At 74.5% G+C, this 19,848-nt stretch carries 20 protein-coding genes; 8 read left to right on the top strand and 12 right to left on the bottom strand.

Annotated elements, in window-relative coordinates:
- The first annotated feature begins 134 nt into the window (after positions 1-134).
- Both EV188_RS06545 and EV188_RS06540 read left to right on the top strand, forming a co-directional pair.
- Positions 135-1,334 (top strand): sensor histidine kinase, encoded by a 1,200-nt coding sequence (locus tag EV188_RS06545; RefSeq protein ID WP_133825475.1) that lies wholly within the window; start codon positions 135-137, stop codon positions 1,332-1,334.
- On the top strand, positions 1,331-1,981 hold the full coding sequence (locus tag EV188_RS06540; RefSeq protein ID WP_133825474.1) for a response regulator: 651 nt from the start codon (positions 1,331-1,333) through the stop codon (positions 1,979-1,981). The genes EV188_RS06545 and EV188_RS06540 overlap by 4 nt, the downstream gene beginning before the upstream one ends.
- On the opposite strand, the gene EV188_RS06535 is transcribed toward EV188_RS06540, so the two are convergent.
- On the bottom strand, positions 1,966-2,445 hold the full coding sequence (locus EV188_RS06535; RefSeq protein ID WP_133825473.1) for an SCO family protein: 480 nt from the start codon (positions 2,443-2,445) through the stop codon (positions 1,966-1,968). The genes EV188_RS06540 and EV188_RS06535 overlap by 16 nt on opposite strands.
- The gene (locus EV188_RS06530) at positions 2,442-3,914 is read right to left on the bottom strand and encodes a linalool dehydratase/isomerase domain-containing protein (RefSeq protein WP_133825472.1); all 1,473 of its coding nucleotides are present in this window, start codon (positions 3,912-3,914) and stop codon (positions 2,442-2,444) included. The genes EV188_RS06535 and EV188_RS06530 overlap by 4 nt, the downstream gene beginning before the upstream one ends.
- 96 nt (positions 3,915-4,010) lie before the next feature.
- On the opposite strand from EV188_RS06530, the gene EV188_RS06525 reads away from it, so the two are divergent.
- The gene (locus EV188_RS06525; protein WP_133825471.1) at positions 4,011-4,943 is read left to right on the top strand and encodes an AraC family transcriptional regulator; all 933 of its coding nucleotides are present in this window, start codon (positions 4,011-4,013) and stop codon (positions 4,941-4,943) included.
- Positions 4,944-5,001: 58 nt separating this feature from the next.
- Here EV188_RS06525 and EV188_RS06520 read toward each other — a convergent pair whose 3' ends face one another.
- The 3 genes from EV188_RS06520 to EV188_RS06510 form a co-directional block, all read right to left on the bottom strand.
- The gene (locus EV188_RS06520; protein WP_133825470.1) at positions 5,002-5,967 is read right to left on the bottom strand and encodes a mechanosensitive ion channel family protein; all 966 of its coding nucleotides are present in this window, start codon (positions 5,965-5,967) and stop codon (positions 5,002-5,004) included.
- Between the two features lie 74 nt (positions 5,968-6,041).
- Positions 6,042-6,407 carry a VOC family protein gene (locus EV188_RS06515; protein ID WP_133825469.1) on the bottom strand — a complete coding sequence of 122 codons (366 nt, stop codon included), beginning with the start codon at positions 6,405-6,407 and terminating at the stop codon, positions 6,042-6,044.
- A gap of 27 nt (positions 6,408-6,434) precedes the next feature.
- Complete coding sequence (locus EV188_RS06510; protein WP_133825468.1) at positions 6,435-7,178, bottom strand: SDR family NAD(P)-dependent oxidoreductase; 744 nt, start codon at positions 7,176-7,178, stop codon at positions 6,435-6,437.
- Positions 7,179-7,211: 33 nt separating this feature from the next.
- Between EV188_RS06510 and EV188_RS06505 the strand changes: the two genes are divergently transcribed.
- Positions 7,212-8,222 (top strand): phosphotransferase family protein, encoded by a 1,011-nt coding sequence (locus EV188_RS06505; protein ID WP_133825467.1) that lies wholly within the window; start codon positions 7,212-7,214, stop codon positions 8,220-8,222.
- Here the strand turns inward: EV188_RS06505 and EV188_RS06500 are convergent.
- The 5 genes from EV188_RS06500 to EV188_RS06480 all read right to left on the bottom strand — a co-directional run bounded on the left by EV188_RS06500 (position 8,219) and on the right by EV188_RS06480 (position 13,488).
- Positions 8,219-9,331 carry a uroporphyrinogen decarboxylase/cobalamine-independent methonine synthase family protein gene (locus EV188_RS06500; RefSeq protein ID WP_133825466.1) on the bottom strand — a complete coding sequence of 371 codons (1,113 nt, stop codon included), beginning with the start codon at positions 9,329-9,331 and terminating at the stop codon, positions 8,219-8,221. The genes EV188_RS06505 and EV188_RS06500 overlap by 4 nt on opposite strands.
- Positions 9,328-10,470 carry an LLM class flavin-dependent oxidoreductase gene (locus EV188_RS06495; protein ID WP_133825465.1) on the bottom strand — a complete coding sequence of 381 codons (1,143 nt, stop codon included), beginning with the start codon at positions 10,468-10,470 and terminating at the stop codon, positions 9,328-9,330. The genes EV188_RS06500 and EV188_RS06495 overlap by 4 nt, the downstream gene beginning before the upstream one ends.
- Positions 10,471-10,487: 17 nt before the next feature.
- Positions 10,488-11,939, bottom strand: a complete 1,452-nt coding sequence (locus EV188_RS06490) for an aldehyde dehydrogenase family protein (protein WP_208114048.1) — start codon at positions 11,937-11,939, stop codon at positions 10,488-10,490.
- A complete protein-coding gene (locus EV188_RS06485) occupies positions 11,936-12,625 on the bottom strand; it encodes a class II aldolase/adducin family protein (protein WP_133825464.1) in 690 nt (229 codons plus the stop codon). Before EV188_RS06485 ends, EV188_RS06490 begins: the two co-directional genes overlap by 4 nt.
- Positions 12,626-12,768: 143 nt before the next feature.
- On the bottom strand, positions 12,769-13,488 hold the full coding sequence (locus EV188_RS06480) for an IclR family transcriptional regulator (protein ID WP_133825463.1): 720 nt from the start codon (positions 13,486-13,488) through the stop codon (positions 12,769-12,771).
- Positions 13,489-13,536: 48 nt separating this feature from the next.
- On the opposite strand from EV188_RS06480, the gene EV188_RS06475 reads away from it, so the two are divergent.
- Complete coding sequence (locus EV188_RS06475; RefSeq protein WP_133825462.1) at positions 13,537-15,342, top strand: FAD-dependent monooxygenase; 1,806 nt, start codon at positions 13,537-13,539, stop codon at positions 15,340-15,342.
- A gap of 65 nt (positions 15,343-15,407) precedes the next feature.
- The gene (locus tag EV188_RS06470) at positions 15,408-16,097 is read left to right on the top strand and encodes a DUF4190 domain-containing protein (RefSeq protein WP_166659751.1); all 690 of its coding nucleotides are present in this window, start codon (positions 15,408-15,410) and stop codon (positions 16,095-16,097) included.
- Between the two features lie 249 nt (positions 16,098-16,346).
- On the opposite strand, the gene EV188_RS06465 is transcribed toward EV188_RS06470, so the two are convergent.
- Positions 16,347-17,753: a flavin-containing monooxygenase gene (locus EV188_RS06465; RefSeq protein ID WP_133825460.1), complete on the bottom strand. Its 1,407-nt coding sequence runs from the start codon at positions 17,751-17,753 to the stop codon at positions 16,347-16,349.
- Complete coding sequence (locus EV188_RS06460) at positions 17,726-18,304, bottom strand: P-loop nucleotide/nucleoside kinase family protein (protein WP_133825459.1); 579 nt, start codon at positions 18,302-18,304, stop codon at positions 17,726-17,728. The genes EV188_RS06465 and EV188_RS06460 overlap by 28 nt, the downstream gene beginning before the upstream one ends.
- Before the next feature lie 59 nt (positions 18,305-18,363).
- Between EV188_RS06460 and ypfJ the strand changes: the two genes are divergently transcribed.
- Together ypfJ and EV188_RS06450 are read left to right on the top strand one after the other, a co-directional pair.
- A complete protein-coding gene (ypfJ, locus tag EV188_RS06455) occupies positions 18,364-19,383 on the top strand; it encodes a KPN_02809 family neutral zinc metallopeptidase (protein WP_133825458.1) in 1,020 nt (339 codons plus the stop codon).
- Positions 19,384-19,474: 91 nt separating this feature from the next.
- Complete coding sequence (locus tag EV188_RS06450) at positions 19,475-19,840, top strand: hypothetical protein (protein WP_133825457.1); 366 nt, start codon at positions 19,475-19,477, stop codon at positions 19,838-19,840.
- The last annotated feature ends 8 nt before the right edge of the window (positions 19,841-19,848 follow it).

Below are 19,848 nucleotides of genomic sequence, written 5' to 3'. Positions count from 1 at the left end.
CCCTGCGCGGCACGACCCCGGGCTCGCGTCGGTCCGCCGCCGCCCGCGGGGTCATCCTTTCGTCGCACGCCACGGGCCCGGGGCGCGACCCTCGACGGATCCGGGCACCTCGCCCGCCGTGGTGGGATGGCGACGTGCTGTCCGCGATCCGAGACCAGACGCCCCGGCCCTGGTGGTGGGACGGCGGGATCGCGGCGCTCTACGCGACGTTCGCGGTGCTCACGACGCTCGTGTGGCCGCTGGGCTTCGTCACCCTCGCCGCGGGCTCCCCGCCGGTCCTGCGCCTCGGGCTCGGGCTGGCGGCCGCGGCGACGGTCGTGCTGCGCACGCGCCGCCCCGTCCTCGCGCTCGCCCTGGCCCTGCCGTTCGTGGCGGTCGACGTCGCGCTCGGGCCCTCGCTCGCGACGGCGCTGGTCCTCGCCGACCTGCTCTACTGCGTCGCCCTGCACGGCTCCGCCGGCGCGAGCGAGCGGGTCCGCGCCGCGGCGTTCGCGGTCTTCGCCGGGCTGGTCGTCCTCGTGCTGCTCACGACCGGCGACGCCCGCGCCACCGTGACGACGGCCCTGACCGCGAGCGCGGTGCTCCTGCTGCCCGTGTCCTGGGGCCGCGAGGTCCGCCGGCCCACCGAGGAGGCCGCCGCCGCGCGCCGGGAGGCCGCGCAGGCCGCCCGGATCGCCGAGCTCGACCGGCGCCGCGCGGTGGCCGCCGAACGCGCCCGCGTCGCCCGCGACCTGCACGACTCCGTCGCCGGGCACCTCTCCGCGATCGCCCTGCAGTCGCAGGCCGCGCTCGGTGCGGACCCGGCGACCCCGGCCGGCGGCGAGCTGCGCGACCGCGTGCTGACCTCGGTGCGCGAGAACAGCGTGCGCGCGCTGGAGGAGATGCGGTCGCTGATCGAGGTGCTGCGCGACGACACCGACCCCGACGGCGAGGCCCGCGAGGCCCCGGCGCGCCTGGCGGACCTGCCCCGGCTCGTGGAGTCGGCGCGGGTGGGCGGGCTCGCGGTCACAGCAGACCTCGACGACCTCGGGGACGCACCGGCTCCGACAGAGCTGACCGTGTACCGCATCGCCCAGGAGGCGCTCACCAACGTCGGGCGTCACGCGCCCGGCGCGGACGTCACGGTGCGGCTCGCCCGCGAGGACGCCGAGCTGGTGCTGGAGGTGACCAACACCCGGCCGGCCGGGGCGCCGGAGCGCCGGGGCACCGGGAGCGGGCTGGAGGGGATGCGGGTGCGCGCGCAGGCGGTCGGGGGCTCGGCGAGCGCGGGCCCGGACGGCGACCGGTGGCGGGTGACGGCGCGGCTGCCGGTGCCGTCGGTGGTGCGCACGTGACCGTCCGCGTGCTCGTGGCCGACGACCACGAGGCCGTCCGCACCGGCCTGGTCATGATCCTCTCCGCGGCCGAGGGCGTGGAGGTGGTCGGCGAGGCGGGCGACGGCGACGCCGCGGTGCGCCGGGCCCGCGACCTGCGCCCGGACGTCGTGCTCATGGACGTGCGCATGCCGACCACCGACGGCATCACCGCGACGCGCGAGCTCGTGGCCGACGGCGTGTGCGCGGTGCTCGTCCTGACGACGTTCGACCACGACGAGTACGTGTTCGCGGCGCTCCGGGCGGGCGCGGCGGGCTTCCTGCTCAAGTCGGTCGACGCGGCGCGCCTCGTCGACGGCGCGCGGCGGGTCGCCGCGGGGGAGGGGGTGCTCGAGCCCGGCGTCACCCCGCGGGTGATCGCGGCGGCCGTGTCGGCGGAGCCGGCGGGGGAGGCGCCGCCGGGCGTCGACGACCTCACCGAGCGCGAGCGGGAGGTGTTCGCCGAGCTCGGCGAGGGCCTGTCCAACCAGGAGATCGGCCGGCGCCTGCACCTCTCCGAGGCCACCGTGAAGACCCACGTGTCGCGGGTCCTGGCGAAGCTCGACCTCCGATCGCGCACCCAGGCCGCGATCCTCGCGTCGCGCTGGGCGGGTCAGGCGAGCACGTAGCCCGCCAGGTCGGCCGCGATCGTCGCGGCGTCGGCGGTGTCGGGCCAGTGGTGGGCCGGGCGGCCGTCGGGGTCGAGCAGGTAGGTGATCGCGGTGTGGCGGATCTCGTCGGGGTCGGCACCGCGTCGCGCGAACACGCGGAACGCCGCCGCGGCGTCCCGCGTCTGCGCCGCCGACCCCGTCAGGCCGGTGAAGCGCGGGTGGTCGGCGGCGAGGAACGCGCGCATCACCTCGGGGGTGTCGCGCTCCGGGTCGACGGTGACGTAGAGGGCCACGACCGGCGAGCCGTCGCCGAGCAGGTCGAGCGCCTCGTCGAGCTTCGCCAGCGCCCGCGGGCACACCACCCGGCAGTGGGTGAAGCCGAACTGCACGAGCTGCCAGGACCCGCGGTAGGTGGCCTCGGTGACGGCGCTCCCGTGGTGGTCGACCAGCGCGTAGGTGGCGCGGATCGGGGGCGCGCTCACGGGGCCGCCACGAGGTCGACGGCGGGCCCGCCCGGGACGTCCACGACGCCCCCGGGCGCGGCCACCTCCACCCCGTCGAGGCGCACCCGCGCCCCCTCGGGAAGGCGGCCGAGGACGACGCGGCCCTCCCCGGGCACCGCGGTCTCGCGGCGCAGACGGGCGTGCAGGACGCCGTCGACGACCTCGGCGCGGCTCACCTCCACGTCGCGGTCGACCTCGACCAGGGCGGGCTCCGTGTGGTGCTCCGGACCCCAGGGCCGCTGGTAGAGGCCCCACAGGCCGTCGGGGACGTTGAGCCGGGCGTACCCGAGCAGCACGTTGCCCGTCATCGGCTCGATGTCGGTGCGCCGGCCGTGGGCGTCGGTCGGGGTGTCGTTGCGCGGGTAGTACAGGCCGCCGTCGCGCCAGGTCGGGTTCATCCGCCGGTCGACGTGGGCGAGGAGCCGGTCGAGGGTGTCGCGGTCGCCCATCTCGGACGCCCAGGCGGACACCCAGCCGGTGTCGCAGGTGTCGGTGACGAGCGTCTGACCCATCACCTCGCGCGTGGGCGCCGAGCGCACCGAGAGCGTGCCGTCATCACCGGAAACGTCACCCGGGACGAGGAAGGCGGCGACCTGGCACGGGTAGTGCCGGTGCACGAAGTCGCGGTTCCACATGGTCATCAGCGCGCCGCACCACGCGTCCACCCACGGCGACGGCGCCTCGTTGGGGCGCACCGCGCGGCTGTCCTCGAGCACCATCATCGCGTAGTGGCCGTTCTCGTCGAGCCGGCCGAAGTCCGCCCACGCCTTCTCGTAGCCCGCGATCACCTCGTCGGCGCGCGAGCCGCCGTGGATCAGGTCGTGCAGCCGGAACCCGAGGATCGCGGGCTGGTTGCAGATCTGGAACACGCAGTTCGGCTCGCACGCGACGCCGAGATACCCGTTCTCGACCATCTGCCAGTACAGGTGCTCGGTCAGCGAGTCGCGGTCGTAGGAGAACCGCTTCTCCCCGCCGCCCCAGAAGAACGACCAGTGCCGGAACGTCAGCGCGCCGGGTGCGGCGTAGCGGTCCTCGGCGAAGAGGTGGTCGTGCAGGAGCGCGCACGACTGCACGTACGCCGAGTACATGATGTTGTCGCGGACGACCGGGTCCCACTCCTCGTGCAGCTGGTCGACGAGGTGCGCGTTGAACACCGCGCCGCCGCGGCTCACGTCACGCCAGTACAACCAGACCTCGGGCAGCAGCAGCTTCTCGATCAGCCGCTGCATGGTCGGGCGGAACAGGCCCGGGGCGGCGGGGAGGCGGTGGCGGTGGGTCAGCGCGAGCCCGTAGACCATGTAGGCGAGCTGGAAGCGGTAGCCGCCGAAGTCGTCCTGGCTGGTGCCCTTGCCCTGCATGAGCGACCAGTCGTTCGGCCACTGCCGCGACAGGTTGTCCCAGTGCCGCAGATGCCCCAGTTGCTCGCGATCGAGCACCGCTCCGCTCATCTGCCCGACGGTAGGGGGCCCGTCGTGCCCGGTCACGGCGTTGCGGGAACCGGCGTGCGGCGGTGCCGGAACCGGCGCCGGACCTAGCATCGCGGCATGTACTCCGCGGTGGCGGACTCGGTCGAGGCGTGGAGCGCCGTCGCCGACGACTGCTTCGTGCCGCTGCAGGTCCGCCCGCCCGGGTCCGAGCCGCGCGCCTTCCACGGCGAGGTCGTGTCCCACGCGCTCGACCACCGGGTGACCCTCGCCCGGATCGCCGCGTCGTCGTGCCGCATGGTCCGCACGACGCGGGCGGCGGCGAGCGACGACATCCCGGACACCCTGTTCGTCTCCCTGCAGCGCGCCGGCACGTTCCGCGCCACGCTCGCGGGCCGGGCGGCGGCGGTCACCGCCGGCGAGGCGGTGCTCTACCGCAGCCGCGAGGCGATGACGCTGGACGTCGACGACGCCGGCTCGTGCCTGACCCTGCAGATCCCCGTCGACGCGGCCGGCCTGCGCGACCCGCTGGTGACCGCGGCGCTCGCCCGCCCCGTCCCGGCGGCGCACCCGCTGCTGCGCGTGCTCACGGCCACCGCCGACAGCCTCGAGACCACGGCCCCCGACCTCGACCCGGTCGCCGGCGCGCGCATGTCGTCGACGGTGATCGACCTCGTCGACGCCCTGCTGCGCTCGGTCGCCGGCGACGACGAGGCCCGCCCGACGGGGTCCGCCGCGCTCGCGACCGCGATGCAGCGGTTCCTGCTCGACCACCTCGGCGACCCGGCGCTCTCGGTCGACGCCGTCGCGCGCCGCTTCGGTGTCTCGGCGCGCTACGTCGGGCGGGTCTTCGCCGACGCGGGCGAGGCGCCGCCCGCGACCTGGCTGCGCGACGAGCGCCTGCGCCGGGCCGCGCGGCTGCTCGAGCGCACCCCGTCGCCGACGGTGGCCGCGGTCGCGGCGCGAAGCGGGTTCGCCGACGTCACGACGTTCGCGCGGGCTTTCCGCCGCCGGTACGGGGTGCCGCCGCGGGCCTGGCGGGCTCTGCCCTGACACACGACCGCCCCGGGACGAGGAGCGTCCCGGGGCGGTGCGTGCCGAGCGGAGGAGGTCAGCGGCGGGGCGTCCCACCCGGGGGCGTCGGGGTCACCGGCTCGGTCCTCCCGGGCTGCGGCTCGGTGTACGGGTCGCCGGGCCGGGTCGCCCCGGCCGGCGGCGCGGCCGGCATGCCCTCGGGCGGCGTGGGCGAGGCCTGCGGCGGGGGCTGGGGCGTGGCGTACTGCGCCGTTGCCTCGTGCCCGCCGTTGCCCTGCCCGAACCCGTTCGGCGCGTGCGCCCGGGCGTCGGCCTCGGCGCGCTCGCGGCCGACCTGCAGGTCGCGCTGGACCTGGCCGGACTGCTGCTGGGCGCGGCGGTAGCCGGAGTTGATGAGGTCGGCGGCGGCGTCGCGCCCCCCGAGCCCGAACGCCAGCGCGGAGCCGAGCGCCACCGCGCCGATGAGCGCGATGTAGGTGGTGTTGACGATCGTCTCGGCGATCCCGAGCTGGTTGAGGATCATGAAGACGGCGATCGCCATGACCAGCGTCGGCGCCGCGGAGCGGGCGACCCGGCCGGTCGGGGTGTCGCCCATGGTGCGGTGCACCAGGCCGCCGACGGCGGCGGCGATCGCGGCGGCGACCAGGAAGATCAGCAGCGCGGCGAGCACGTTCGGCAGGTACGACAGGACCAGGTTCACGAACCCGGTGACCGCGGGGATGTTCAGGGTCCCGACCGCGGAGACGATCACGAAGACCATCAGGACGTACTGCACGACGAGCCCGACGAGCTGGGAGGGCTTGCCCTGCGGGGAGAAGCGGGAGACGTACTCGCCGCCCTTGCCGTGCGTGAGCTTCTCGTCGACGCGCACCTTGCGCAGCAGCTTGCTGATCCCGGCCCGGATCAGGCGGGCGATGATGTAACCGATGATCAGGACCAGCAGGGCCCCGATGATGTTGGGCACGTAGTTCAGGAGGGTGGTGAACGCGTTCTGCAGGCTCTGCAGCACGTTGAACCCGCCCCCCGCGGGCGGTGTGGGCATCGAGATTCGCTCCCCGGTCGGGTCACTCCGTCGTGGACGCGGCGTGGTGCCCGATCGCTCTCGACGACAACCCCCTACCGCGCCGGCAGCACGCAGAACTCGTTGCCCTCGGGGTCGGCGAGCACGACCCACGGGTGGTCGGGCGCCTCGTCGAGGACCGTCGCCCCGAGGCCGACGAGCCGGTCGACCTCGGCCTGCTGGTCGCCGGGTGCGGCGAGGTCGAGGTGCATCCGGTTCTTGCCGGCCTTCCGGTCGGCGACGTGCTGGAAGAGCAGGACCGCCTCGTCCGCCAGCGCCACCTCGACGTACGCCGTGCCGTGCGCGTCGTCCCAGCGGCGCACCACCGACGAGCCCAGCGCGGCGCACCAGAACCAGGCGAGCGCCTCCGGCTCGCGGGCGTCGAGCGCGACGGCGACCAGGCGGGCGCGGGAGGGCGGCACGGAGGAACGCTAGCGAGCCCGATCCCCTCAGGGCATCCCGCCGTCGACGCGCAGCACCGCGCCGGTGGTGAACGACGCCTCGTCCGAGGCGAGGTGCAGCACCGCGGGCACGACCTCCTCCGGCTCGCCGATCCGCCGCAGCGCCGTGCTGCGCTCGAACGCCCCGACGACCTCCGGGGTCCAGGCCGTCGAGATGTCGGTGCGGAACGGGCCCGCCTGCACGGCGTTGACCCGCACCGTCGGGCCGAAGGCCTGCGCCAGGCCCTCGGTGAGCGTGTTCAGCCCGGCCTTCGCCATCGCGTACGGCAGCTCGGCGGGGCCCGGACGGATCGCCGCGATCGAGCTGATGTTGACGATCGCCCCGCCCCCGGCCGCGACCATGCGCGTCCCGAGCGCGGCCGCCAGGCGGAACGGTCCCTTGAGGTTGACGCCGAGCACCTTGTCGAACAGGCCCTCGGACACCTCGCCGAGCGCGGGGTAGAGCGGCGAGAGCCCGGCGTTGTTGACCAGCACGTCGGCCCGCCCGAACGCTTCGTCGACGGCGGCGACCAGGGCGTCGCAGTCGTCCCAGCTCGAGACGTTGCAGGCCACGGGCAGCGTCGGGACGCCGTGCTGGGCGCTCACCTCGGCGGCCAGCTCCTCGCACGCGTCGATCTTCCGGCTCGCGATCACCACGGACGCGCCCTCCGCCGCGAACGCCCGCACCATCGCGCGGCCCATGCCGCGGCTGCCGCCCGTGACGACGACGACCTTGTCCCCGAACCTGCCCATGCGCGCCGTTTCCCCCGTCGTGATGATGGACGCATGCTGGCACGCGAGGAGACCGACGCCGTCGTCGCGTGGCTGTCGTCGGCGGGGATCGGCGACGGGCCCTGGACGTTCGAGCCGCTGGCCGGCGGCACGCAGAACCTCATGCTGCGCGCGGTCGGGCCCGAGCGGCGCGTCGTCGTCCGCAGCGGGCCCCGCCACCTGCGCAAGGGCAGCAACGCGGCGATCGAGCGCGAGATCCGGGTGCTCGGCGCCCTGGCGTCCACCGACGTCCCGCACCCGCGCCTGCTCGCCACCGCGCCCGCCGACGGCGTGCTGCCGGGCCGCGTCGTCTACGCGATGGCCGAGGTCCCGGGCGTCAACGTCGCGACCGGGCCCTCGCCCGCGCAGGAGGCCGACGCGGGCCTGCGGCACGGGCTGGGCCCCGGGATGGTCGACGCGCTCGCCGCCCTGCACGCCGTCGACGTGGACGCGGTCGGGCTGGGCGACGTCGGCAACCCGCAGGGGTTCCTCGCGCGCCAGGTGCCGCGCTGGCGCGACGAGCTCGCCCGCTACCGCGAGGTCGAGGGCTACCCGGGCTTCGGCGACGACACCGACGACGTCGCCGACTGGCTCGAGCGCCACCGCCCCGAGTCCGGCCCGCCCGCGCTCGCCCACGGCGACTTCCACCTCGCCAACGTGCTGTTCGACCCCGACGGCGCGACGGTGACCGCGATCGTCGACTGGGAGATGGCGACGGTCGCCGACCCGCTGCTCGACCTCGGGTGGCTGCTCGCGACGTGGCCCGCGAGCGGGATGGACCTCGGCTGGGCGCGCGTCGAGGGCCTGGCGCACGAGGACGAGCTGGTCGCGCGCTACGCCGAGCTGACCGGCACCGACCCCGCTGTCGTGCCCTGGTACGCGGTGATGGCGTGCTTCAAGCTCGGCGTCCTGCTCGAGGGCACCCACGCCCGTGCCTGCGCCGGCAAGGCCCCGGAGGACGTCGGCGCGCGGATGCACGCCTCGGCCCGCAGTCTCGTGCATCAGGCACGGCGGCGGATCGGCTAGCCCCAGATCCTCTGAGCCGCCTCCAGCAGCACCTCGAACTTGCGCCACTGCTGGTCCGGGGTCACGTCGTTGCCCTCGATCGTCGAGGCGAACCCGCACTGCGGGCTGACCGCGAGCTGGTCGAGCGGCAGGTGCCGGGCCGCCTCCTCGACGCGCGCCACCACCTCGTCGACGGTCTCGACGCGCGCCGACTTGGTGCTGACGACGCCGAGCACCACCGTCGTCCCGGGCCGCACGAACCGCAGCGGCGCGAACGACCCGGCGCGCTCGGTGTCGTACTCGAGCAGGATCCGGTCGTGCTCCAGCTCGGAGAACACCTGCTCGGCGATCGGGTCGTAGTGGCCCTCGCGGTGCCAGTGGCCCTGCTCGTTGCCGCGGCACAGGTGCAGGCCGAACGTCGTGCCTCCGAAGCCGCGGACCACGGCGTTCTCGGCCGCGAGGGTGCGGGTGAGCACGTCGGCGGGGTCGAGGCCGCGGCGGCGCAGGCGCTCCAGCGACGGCGGGTCGACGTAGGCGGTCAGCCCCGGCGCGTCCACGTGGACGTACCGGCAGCCCGCGTCGACGAGGCCCGCCACGATGTCGCGCTCGACGGTGACGACGTCGTCGAGGAACGCCCACGGGTCGGGGTAGACCGCGCGCGAGCCCTCGGCGTCGAACGTCTGGAAGACGCGGTCGGGGCCGAGGATGGTGGTCTTCACCGGGACGTCGGTGCAGCCCTGCGCGAACGCGAACTCCTCGCGCGGCATGTTGTGCACCAGCCGCAGCGGCTCGGTCGCGACCGTGGCGCTCGACGCGGACGGGGCCTCGGCGCGCTCCGGCGCGTCGACGTCCAGCGTCCGGCGGGCGTGCGCGGCCCAGAGGTTCGCGGCGAGCTCGCCGTAGCAGGCGACGTCGGCGAAGCTGTCCATGAACGTCGATCGGCGGTACTCGCCGTCGACGACCACGGGCAGCCCGACCTTCTCCTGGGCGGCCACGACGTCGCGGACCGCCTCGTCCTGCGCCTCGTGCAGCGTCCCGGTGCCGATCTCGCCGCGCCGCCACCGCGCGAACGCCTCGCCCAGCGCCGGCGGGCGCAGCAGGCTCCCGACGGAATCGACCCGCAGGGTCACCGCAGCCCGGCCTGGACGATCATCGGGTAGACCTCCTGCTGGAAGCGCCGCATGTCCTGCACGTAGCGGGGGAAGGACAGGATGACGCCGTCGAGGCCGGTCGCGACGAGATCGCTCAGCGCGCCGACGATCTGCTCGCCGGTGCCGACGATCGGGTAGCCCGCCCAGCCGGCGATGAAGTGGCGCTTCATGTCCTCGATGGTCGACAGGTCGTAGGACTGCGAGTTCACGCCGAGCGAGGTGACGAGGTTCGACGCCGCCTCCCAGTCGCCGAGCTCGTCGACGTAGTGGTGCAGGAACTGCTGCGCGTCGGCCTCGGTGTCGCCCTGCACGATGTAGGCGTTGATCCAGACCTGGATCTCGCGGCCGTACTCCGTGCGGGCCAGCTCGCGGAACTGGTTGACCTTGTCCTTCATGCCCTCGGGGGTCTGGTTCTTGATGTCGGAGGACGCGAAGACGACGTCGCAGTTCCGGGCGCCGAAGTGCCGGCCCTTCGGCGAGCTGCCGGCGTTCATCGTCACGGGGTAGGGCGACTGGACGGGCAGCGGCGAGATGCGGGCGTCGACGACCCTGTAGAACTCGCCGTCGTAGTCGAACGTCTCCTCGGCGGTCCACAGCCGCGTGACGATGTCGAACCACTCCTGCGACATGTCGTAGCGCTTGTCGTGCTCGAGCTGCGCGGCGCCGAACATCTCGATCTCGGGCGTGTGCCAGCCCGTGACGATGTTGAGCGCGACGCGGCCGCCCGTGATGTGGTCGACGGTCGCGGCCTGCTTCGCGGCCATCAGGGGGTGGATCGTCGGGACGTGCGAGGTGATGAAGACCCCCGCGTCCTCGGTCGTCGCCCCGATGCCCGCGGCCCACGTGAAGCACTCGAACCCGGTGCCGTTGAAGTTCGTCGGCCCGCCGAAGCCCCGCCAGCGCCCGACCGGGACGAGCGCCTCGAACCCCATCTCGTCGCTCATCCGCGCGAGCGTCGAGGTGTTCTCCCAGGTCGCCTCCAGCGCGCCCTCGATCGTGGAGATCGAGCAGCCGCCGGACAGGTTCGTCGAGAACGTGCCGAGGTGCAGCTTGCGGTCGTTGTAGACGGGGTGCTTGGCCGCGCGCAGTTGGTCGGCGCGCGTCTCGGTGGTCGTCATGCGGGTCCTCGCCGGGGTCAGATGTGGCCGTAGTTGATGTGCACGTTCTTGAGCTGCGTGTACGAGAAGAGCTCGTCGAGGTCCTCCTCGCGGCCGATCCCGCTGTCCTTGACGCCGCCGAACGGCGTGCCGGGGACGTGGCGCCCGACCTCGTTGACCCAGACGTAGCCGGCCTCGAGGTCCTCGGCGAAGCGGTGCGCGGTGCCGAGGTCGCGGGTGAAGACGCTGGCGGTCAGGCCCAGGCTCGTGGCGTTGGCGATGCGCAGGGCCTCGTCGGCGTCGGTGAAGGGCCGCATCACGGCCAGCACCGGGCCGAAGATCTCCTCCTGGGCCAGGCGCGAGCCCGGGTCGACGTCGGCGAACACCGCGGGCCGGACGAACAGGCCGTCGGCGAGCCCGCCCTCGGTGACGCGGTCGCCGCCGGTGCACAGCCGCGCGCCCTCGTCCTGGCCGAGGCGCACGTAGGACAGCACCTTCTCGAGCTGCCCGGCGTTGACGATCGCGCCGGTGTCGGCGTCGGGGTCGTCGGGCAGGCCGGGTCGCAGGGCGCCGACGGTGGCGGCGAGCTTCTCGACGAACGCGTCGTGGACGTCCCGGTGCACGACGACGCGCGAGAGCGAGCCGCACGACTGGCCCTGCCAGGTGAAGTTCATGCCGCGCACCGAGGCCGCGACGGCCACGTCGAGGTCGGCGTCGGGGAACACGACCAGCGGGTTCTTGCCGCCGAGCTCGAGGGTCACCGTCTTGATCGAGACCTCGGCCGCGCGCCGCTGGATCGCGCGCCCGGTGGCGGCGGATCCGGTGAACGCGAGGCGCCGCACGTCCGGGTGCGCGACCAGGGCGTCGCCGGAGCGCGCGCCGGTGCCCGTCACGACGTTGAGCACGCCGGGCGGGACGACGTCGGCGGCGAGCTCGCCGAGGCGCAGCGCCGAGAGGCTGGTGTGCTCGCTCGGCTTGATCACCACGGTGTTGCCGGCCGCGAGCGGCGCCGCGATCTTCGACGCCGCGAACATCAGCGGGTGGTTGAACGGGATCAGCCGCCCGACCACCCCGTACGGCCGGCGCACCGAGTACGTCAGCGTCCCCGGCTCGCTCGGGACGGTGTCGCCGTGCAGCTGGAGCGTCAGCCCGGCGTAGTAGCGCAGGTAGAAGACCGCCATGTCGACGTCGCGGCGCATCTCCCGGTAGAGCGAGCCATTGTCGTCGGCGTCGAGGCGCGCGAGCTCGTCGGCGTGCGCGGCGACGACGTCGGCCAGGGTCGTGAGCAGCGCGGACCGCTCGCCCGGGGTGCTGCGCCGCCAGGTCGCGAAGGCCGACGAGGCGGCGGCGACGGCGTCGTCGACGTCGCCGGGAGTGGCGTCGGGGATGGTGGTCAGCCGCACGCCGGTCGCCGGGTTCAGGGCGTCGAGGACGGAGCCGTCGGAGGCCGGGCGGAGCTTGCCGCCGATGAGCATGGTCGTGTCGTTCACCGGCCCAGCTCCCGCACGAGGTGGTCCCAGACCGCGGCGATCGCGGTGGGGTGGTAGATGTGCTCGCGCTTGGCGAGCGCCTCCTCGGGCGGCGACCACGACGGCCATCCGCCCGCGCTGCGCGTGAGGATCTGCTGGGCGCAGGCGCGCTCGAGGACCACCGCGGTGACGACGGCTGTCGGCAGGTCGGGGCCGACGGTGACGATGCCGTGGTTGACCAGGAAGAGGGCGTTCCGCTCGCCGAGCTCTTCCGCGACCCGCTTGCCGAGCTCCGCGGTGAGGACGAGGTCGGCGGTGTCGGTGAAGCGCGGCACCTCGGGCGGCACGAACATCGTGGCCGCGTGGCTGACCGGCTGCAGCGACTGGCCGGAGGCGGCGAGCGCCACGGCGTGCGGCGGGTGCGTGTGCACGACGGCGCCGACGTCCGGGCGTGCGGCCAGGATCTCGGTGTGGATGGGGTACTCGCTGTGCCGCGGGCTCGGCGACCCGTCTCGAACCGTGCCCGTGCCGTCGACGAGGTGCACGCGGTCGGCGGTGACCTCCCCGAGGCTCCACTCCGCCGTCTTGAGCCACGCGCCGCCGCCGTCGGGGTCCCGTACCGAGGCGTGGCCCCAGATGAGGTCGTCGTGTCCGTTCGCGGCGAGCACGCGTGACGCCGTGGCCACCAGCTCCGCGATCTCGTTCATGCGGTCCCCTCCGGGAGCGACGTGGGTCACGTTCCTCTGGGAAGAAGGTCTAGTCGGCCGCCCGGGCTTCCTGGGCGAGATTCTGCTGAGAAGAACCTGGTTCTGCTGACCGCGACCCGGCGTCGCGGCCCGGTCGCGCCGGGTCAGAGGTCGCGGGCGATGCGCCGGGCGGTGTCGGCGAGCAGGCCGGCCCACTCGGGGAGTCGCGCCCGCCGGTAGCGCGCGGTGGGCATGGAGATCGAGATGGCGCCGGCGACGGCGGTGGTCGGCACGGCCGCACCGATCGCCGTCACCCCGGTCTCGGTGCGCTGGTCGTTGAGCGCGAAGCCCTGCCGACGGGTGCGCCGCAGGTCGCGGAGCAGGGCCTCGGCGTCGACGGCCCCGTCGTCGTAGAGCGCGCGGACCTCGGCCTCGTCCCGCGTCGCGAGGACCGCGCGCCCGCCCGAGGCCAGGTGCGCCGGGAGCACGCGGCCGCCGCGGTCGCCGACGCGCAGCACCTGCTCGCACTCGACCGACGCCACGAAGCGCGCCTCGTCGTCGACCACCACGAGGAGGTTCGTCGTCTCGGCGGTCCGCTCGGTCAGCTCCTGCAGGTGCGGCACCGCGGCCCGGCGCAGGTCGGCGACCGGTTCGGGGGCGGCGGGCCGGCGCAGGACCGGGCCGGCGACGTAGCGGCGGTCCTCGTCCTGCTCGGCGAAGTCGCGGTAGACGAGCATCGCGAGCAGTCGGTGCGCCGTCGACCGCGCCACCCCGAGCCGCTCGGCGGCGTCGCTGACCCGCAGCGGACCCTCCTGCTGCAGCACCGCCGCGAGCCGCAGCGCGTGGTCCACCGACTGGATCCCGTAGGTCGGCTTGTTCTGCACGCCAGAAGAGTAGGGGCTGCCGGGCAGAACGCACCTAGCCTCGGAGCGATGGCCCAGTTCTACGTCGGCGGGTACCGCACCGGCGACCCGTTCGTCGAGGACCCGGATCCCTCGGTCGCGCAGCGGTCCGACGAGCTCCCCGACACCACCGACGTGCTGGTCGTCGGCTGCGGGCCGGCGGGCCTCGTGCTCGCCGCGCAGCTGGCGGCGTTCCCCGACATCCGGACCGTCGTCGTCGACCGCCGCGACGGCCCGCTCGAGGTCGGGCAGGCCGACGGCGTCGCGTGCCGGACCGTCGAGATGTTCGAGGCGTTCGGGCTGGCGCGGAACATCGTGGCCGAGGGCTACCAGGTCAACGAGGTCGCGTTCTGGCGCCCGCACCCGCAGGACCCATCCGGCATCGTGCGGACCGGGCGCATCCCGGACGTCGAGGACGACCTCTCCGAGATGCCGCACCTGATCGTCAACCAGGCGCGCATGCTCGCCTTCCTCCGCGAGCGCATGGCGCGCTCGGCGAGCCGGCTCGCGCCGCGGTACGAGCTGTCCGTCACGGGGCTGGAGGTCGGTGCCGGCGAGTACCCGGTGTCCGTCGAGCTGAACGGGTCGTCGACGATCCGCGCGCGCTACGTCGTCGGGTGCGACGGCGCGCGCAGCGCCGTCCGGCGGGCGATCGGGCAACGGCTCGCGGGCGACGAGATGCACCAGGCGTGGGGTGTCATGGACGTCCTCGCCGTCACCGACTTCCCGGACATCCGGCTCAAGAGCGCGATCACCTCGGGCGCGGGCAGCCTGCTGATCATCCCGCGCGAGGGCGGGTACCTCGTGCGGCTCTACATCGAGCTCGACGACGATCGCGGGTCCGTCACCCCCGAGACGCTCACCGAGGTCGCCAACCGCATCCTGCACCCGTACGTGATCGACGTGCGCGACGTCGGCTGGTGGTCGGTGTACGAGGTCGGGCAGCGGCTGTGCGAGCGGTTCGACGACGGACCGGGCGAGCCGCGCGTGTTCATCGCCGGCGACGCCTGCCACACCCACAGCGCCAAGGCGGGCCAGGGCATGAACGTGTCGATGGCCGACACGTGGAACCTCGGCTGGAAGCTGGCGGCGGTGCTGCGGGGGCGCGCGCGTCCCGAGCTGCTCGACACGTACTCGGCGGAGCGCCAGGCCGTCGCGCAGGAGCTGATCGACTTCGACCGCGAGTTCGCGGCGATGTTCAGCGCGCATCCCGAGGGGAGCACGGCCGATCCCGAGAAGTTCCAGCGCTACTTCCGCGACCAGGGACGCTTCACCGCCGGCGTCGCCGTCCGCTACGCGCCGTCGATGATCACCTCGGGCGCGCCGCACCAGCACCTCGCCGAGGGCCTGCCGGTGGGGATGCGGTTCCACTCGGCGCCGGTCGTGCGCGTGGCCGACGCCAAGCCGATGCACCTCGGGCACGCGGCGCGCGCCGACGGGGCCTGGCGGCTCTACGTCTTCGCCGACGCCGACCGCGTGCGCTTCGACCCGCTGTGCGCGTTCCTGGGCTCGTTCGTGCCGCGCTTCACCCCGTCCGGCGCCGACCCCGACACGGTGATCGACGTCCGCGCCGTCCTCCCGCAGGGGCACCGCGAGGTCGAGGTCGGCGACCTGCCGCCCGTGCTCCGGCCCCGCAAGGGACCGTTCGGGCTGGTCGACCAGGAGAAGGTGTTCAGCCCCGACCCGGCCCGCCCCGACGTCTTCGACCTGCGCGGGATCGACCGCGGCGGCGCCGTGGTGGTCGTGCGCCCCGACCAGTACGTCGCGCACGTCCTCCCGCTAGACGCCCACGACGAGCTCGCCGGCTTCCTCGACCGGGTGCTCGTCCGGACCTGACGTAACGCCCACCCGGCGACGAACGAGACACGCGTGTCCGGTTCATGATCAGTCGGGGGTTCGTCGTGACGCAGCAGTACCCGCCGCCGTACCAGCAGTACGGGGCGCCCTACGGTCAGCCGCCCGGGTACTACGCCCCGCCGCAGCCGCCCCAGCAGCAGTCCAACGGGATCGCGACCGGCGGGTTCGTCGTGGCGCTGGTCGGCGCGGTGCTCGCGCTCGTCCCGTTCCTCGGGATCGTGTCCTGGGTGATCAGCCCCGTCGGCCTCGTGCTCTCGATCGTCGGGCTGACGGCGGCGTCGCGGAAGGGCGGCGCGGGCCGCGGGCTCGCGACCGCGGGGATCATCCTCGGCGCGGTCGGCCTGCTCATCTGCACGCTGTGGGCGATCGGGTTCGCGGGTGCGGTCAGCGAGTCGAACTCGGGCACCTCGACCAGCTACACGGCGCCGTCGTACTCGGCGCCGTCGTACTCGGCGCCCTCCTCCGCCGCCGCACCGACCAGTGTCGCCGCACCGGCCGGCAGCTTCTCGCAGGGCACCTACACGGTCGGCTCGGAGATCGCGCCCGGGCGCTACCGCACGGACGGCCCTCCGACGGACGAGGGCTTTTCGTACTGCTCGGCCTCGCGGCAGACCACCGACGGCTCCAGCATCGGCTCGGAGGGCACGAGCGGGGGCGCGGCCTACGTCACCGTGCGGCCAGGTGATGGCCAGGTCGAGTTCTATGGCGACTGCGTCTGGTCGCCCGCGTCGTAGTTCGTCGACCGCTCGCGACAGGCACGTTCGGCAGGCCGAACCCCCGCTGATCATGCCCAACGTGCCCCTCGCGCGCCGCTCCGTACCGGCGAGGGGCGCCCCTCGCCGCTCTATCCGAGCGGAGGTGCCCCTCGCTCAGAACACGCGGGTCCGTGCTGGGCACCGCGCTTGATCGTCGGGGCTGGCGAGGGGCGCCCCTCGCCGCTCTATCCGAGCGAAGGTGCCCTTCGCTCGGAATCCGGGGCCGCGTCAGGTGCGCTGGAACGACGGGTAGCCGGCGGCCGCTTCCTGCTCGCAGCGCGCCACGTAGTCGCCGACGCCGTCCACCGTGGTCTCGGCCGCCGCCACCGCCTCGATCGTCGACGCCCCAATCGCGGTGAGGTCACGGATCGCGCGGGCGATCCACGCCGCCTGGTGGGCGCGGACCGTCGTCATCACCGCGTCGCGCGAGGTCGGGGCCGGGGGCGTGGCGGTGGTGAACAGGTTCGGGAAACCCGGGGTGCCCAGGCCGAGCACGGTGCCCGGCGCGTCGGCGAGCGACCGGCCCCCGCGGCCGAGGACGTCGACACCGCGCAGCGCCGGCGGCCCGGCGTCGAACTCCTCGGTCAGCACGATCACGTCGAGCTCGTGCAGGGCGCCGGACGCGAGCTCGAGGCCCTCGGCACGGACAGCGGCGACCGGGTCGGCGCGCAGGTCGACGAGGTCGACGTCGGCGCGGTGGAAGGCCTCGAGGAACCCGGCGTCCAGGGTGATCGGCGCGTCGTCGGACGAGGGCACCAGCACCGCCGCCAGGGCGGGATCGCCGAGCCGCTCGGTCATCGCCGCGCGCACGTACGCCGCGACCGCCTCGTCCGGCGGGGCACCGAACCAGAGGTGCCGCGAGCCGTCGGCGTAGCGCTCGGCGAGGTCGCCCGCCGCCGGCTCGTCCTCGCCGCCCGTGCGGGTGTGCGGCAGCCTCGCGCGCAGCTCCGCGAACCGCGCGCGGTAGGCGTCGCGCTCCGGCCAGCCGTACACCGGGTTCGACCGCGGCACGACGGCCACGGGCTCGCGGGCGAACACCGTCACGCGCGCGGTCTCGGCGACGATCCGTGGGACGAGCTGGACGCCCGCGACGCCCACGCCGACGACGCCCACCCGCCGGCCGACGAGGTCAGGGCCCTTCTCCGGCCAGCGGGAGGTCCGCACCACCGTGCCCGCGAAGCCCTCGCCGGGCAGCGTCTCGGCCGGGCCGGGGCAGAACCCGGTGCACCCGACGACGAAGCGCGCCTCGACCGTCTCGCCGTGCCCGGTGCGCACCGTCCACCGCCCGCGCTCCTCGTCGAACGTCGCGGCGACGACCGGCGTGGACAGCACGATGTCGCGGCGCAGGTCGAGGCGGTCGGCGACGAACCGCAGCCACCGCAGCACCTCGTACCCGGCGGGGAAGCGCTCGCTCCAGCCCCAGTCGCGGACGAGGTCCTCGCGGAAGAAGTACTGGTAGACGGGCCCCTCGGTGTCGAGCCGCGAGCCGGGGTAGCCGTGCCACCACCAGGCGCCGCCGACGTCGTCCGCGGCGTCGTAGGCGCGGACCCGCAGGCCCTGCTCGCGCAGCAGGTGCAGCGTGGCCAGCCCGGCGACGCCGGCGCCGATCACGACGACGTCGAGCTCGTCTCCCATGGACGGGGATTCTGGCGCAGCTGATCGTCGATCTCACGGGTCGTGTCCACGGCGAGGTGCGGCACGGGCGGCGGGGTGTCCGGCTGCATCCGCGCGACGAAGGCGTCGAACCCGGCGAGCTTGCCGGCGTCCTGCGCGCGCCCGCGCGCCTCGAGGCGGCGCCGCAGCGTCGCCGGGTCGCACGAGACCCAGACGAGGTGCACGGGGTCGCCGCCGAGCTCGGCGACCCACGACGCCCAGCGCGCCGAATCGCGGATCTGGCCGGTGAACGGGGCGCTGAGCACGACCGGGCAGCCGCGGGACCGGACCTCGCGCGCGACGGCCGTCATGCCCGCGTACTCGTGGACCTTGACGTGCTCGTCGTACCAGGGGCCCTCCCGCTCGCCGGGTTCCCGGCCCGCGACGGCGAGGGTCGCGGCGACGAAGTCGCCGTACATCGTGTCCTTGTCCAGGAGCGCCGGGACGGGGTCGAGCAGGGCGAGCAGCCGGTCGGCGACCGTGCTCTTCCCGGCTCCGGGCGCCCCGCCGACGACCCACACGTCCGCCGTCACACCCCCAGCTTCACATGCGACAGGCGACGCGGAGGGCACTCCTGCGCCAGGATCAGACCATGCGCTACGAGGACGACGCCCAGCTCGACGCGTCGGAGGTCACCGACCAGCGGGGCCAGAGCGGCGGCGGGTCCCCGTTCGGGGGCATGGGCGGCGGCGGGGGCGGCGGCATGGGCGCCCTGCTGCCGATGCTGATCAGCCTGCTGTTCCGCGGGCGCAGCGGGAAGGTCAGCTGGGTCCTGATCGTCGTGGTGATCGTCGGGTTCTTCGCCCTGCCGTACCTCACCGGCGGGTCGGGCACGTCGTCGTCGGTGGCGGGCGGCTTCGGCGAGCCCGGCGGGCCCGCGGTGACGGGGACCTCCGAGCTCGCGAGCGAGTGCCGCACCGGCGCCGACGCGAACACCAACCCCGACTGCGCGATCGTCGCCGACATCAACTCGATCCAGGCGTACTGGGCGGGCGGGGGCTACGCGCAGGTCGCCGGGGTGACGCGCGGCGCGCAGCCGACCTACCAGCGCGTCGACACGGTCTTCTTCTCCGGCGCGGTGAACACCCGCTGCGGGCGCGCGGACTCGAGCGCCGGGCCCTTCTACTGCCCCGCCGACGACCTCGTCTACATCGACCTGACCTTCTACGACCAGCTCAAGTCGCAGTTCGGTGCCCAGGGCGGCGGCCTGACCAACGCCTACGTGCTCGCCCACGAGTACGGCCACCACGTGCAGGACCAGCTGGGCACCGAGGCGGCGGTCCGGTCGCGGCAGGGGGCGACGTCGGACGCCGTGCGCCTGGAGCTGCAGGCGGACTGCTACGCGGGTGTGTGGATGAACCACGCCGCGACGCCGTCGAACGGGCGCCCCGCGTTCATCACCGACGTCACCCGGGCCGACCTCGACGGCGCGGTCGACGCCGCCCAGCGGATCGGCGACGACTACATCCAGGGCCGCCTCGGCGGCGGGACCGTGAACCCCGACTCGTTCACCCACGGCACCTCGGCGCAGCGCAAGAAGTGGCTGACCACCGGATACACCACCGGCGACCCGACCCGCTGCGACACCTTCCGCACCAACGACCTGGGCTGATCCGGAGCAGTGCGCCCGGCGGTCGTTCCCTCGGGCGACGCCGCTCGTTCCTCCGGGTGACGGGCGGGCACACGGTGGGGAGTGGTCGGCGATGGGGCACCACCGGAAGGGCCGGCCGAGCCGTCGCCCGGAGCAGCAGCCCGAGCCCGCGCGCGTCGAGGCGATCGCGCCGACCCCGACGCCGACCCCGACACCGACGGCCCCGGCTCCCCGGGAGGGCTCCCCCCGCGGCGTCTCGGAGCGCGGCCTGGACGAGCTCGCCGACACCGCCCGCGCCGCCCGCCGGACCGGCTGGCCGTTCGGGGCGGAGATCCTCGCGACCGTCGACACCCGCGGCGTCCCGGCGACGACCCCGCCGCCGCGCGACGGCAAGCCCCGCCGCTACGCGACGCATCAGCCGACGGCCCCGCTCGAGGTCATCACCGAGGCCCAGGTCACGGGGACCCGCCGGCCCTGACCCGCTAC

Origin of the sequence: Actinomycetospora succinea, assembly GCF_004363095.1 — a bacterium.
In the GTDB taxonomy this organism is placed as follows: Bacteria; Actinomycetota; Actinomycetes; order Mycobacteriales; family Pseudonocardiaceae; genus Actinomycetospora; species Actinomycetospora succinea.
Note: the sequence above shows the minus strand (reverse complement) of the source record. Positions and strands in the feature narration are given on the sequence as shown.

Coding starts and splice junctions, on each gene's coding strand:
- EV188_RS06530 (WP_133825472.1), bottom strand. CDS start 3,914: ATGAGCGGAGCGGTGCTCGATCGCGAGCAACTGGGGCATCTGCGGCAC.
- EV188_RS06525 (WP_133825471.1), top strand. CDS start 4,011: ATGTACTCCGCGGTGGCGGACTCGGTCGAGGCGTGGAGCGCCGTCGCC.
- EV188_RS06520 (WP_133825470.1), bottom strand. CDS start 5,967: ATGCCCACACCGCCCGCGGGGGGCGGGTTCAACGTGCTGCAGAGCCTG.
- EV188_RS06510 (WP_133825468.1), bottom strand. CDS start 7,178: ATGGGCAGGTTCGGGGACAAGGTCGTCGTCGTCACGGGCGGCAGCCGC.
- EV188_RS06505 (WP_133825467.1), top strand. CDS start 7,212: ATGCTGGCACGCGAGGAGACCGACGCCGTCGTCGCGTGGCTGTCGTCG.
- EV188_RS06495 (WP_133825465.1), bottom strand. CDS start 10,470: ATGACGACCACCGAGACGCGCGCCGACCAACTGCGCGCGGCCAAGCAC.
- EV188_RS06485 (WP_133825464.1), bottom strand. CDS start 12,625: ATGAACGAGATCGCGGAGCTGGTGGCCACGGCGTCACGCGTGCTCGCC.
- EV188_RS06475 (WP_133825462.1), top strand. CDS start 13,537: ATGGCCCAGTTCTACGTCGGCGGGTACCGCACCGGCGACCCGTTCGTC.
- EV188_RS06465 (WP_133825460.1), bottom strand. CDS start 17,753: ATGGGAGACGAGCTCGACGTCGTCGTGATCGGCGCCGGCGTCGCCGGG.
- ypfJ (WP_133825458.1), top strand. CDS start 18,364: ATGCGCTACGAGGACGACGCCCAGCTCGACGCGTCGGAGGTCACCGAC.
- EV188_RS06450 (WP_133825457.1), top strand. CDS start 19,475: ATGGGGCACCACCGGAAGGGCCGGCCGAGCCGTCGCCCGGAGCAGCAG.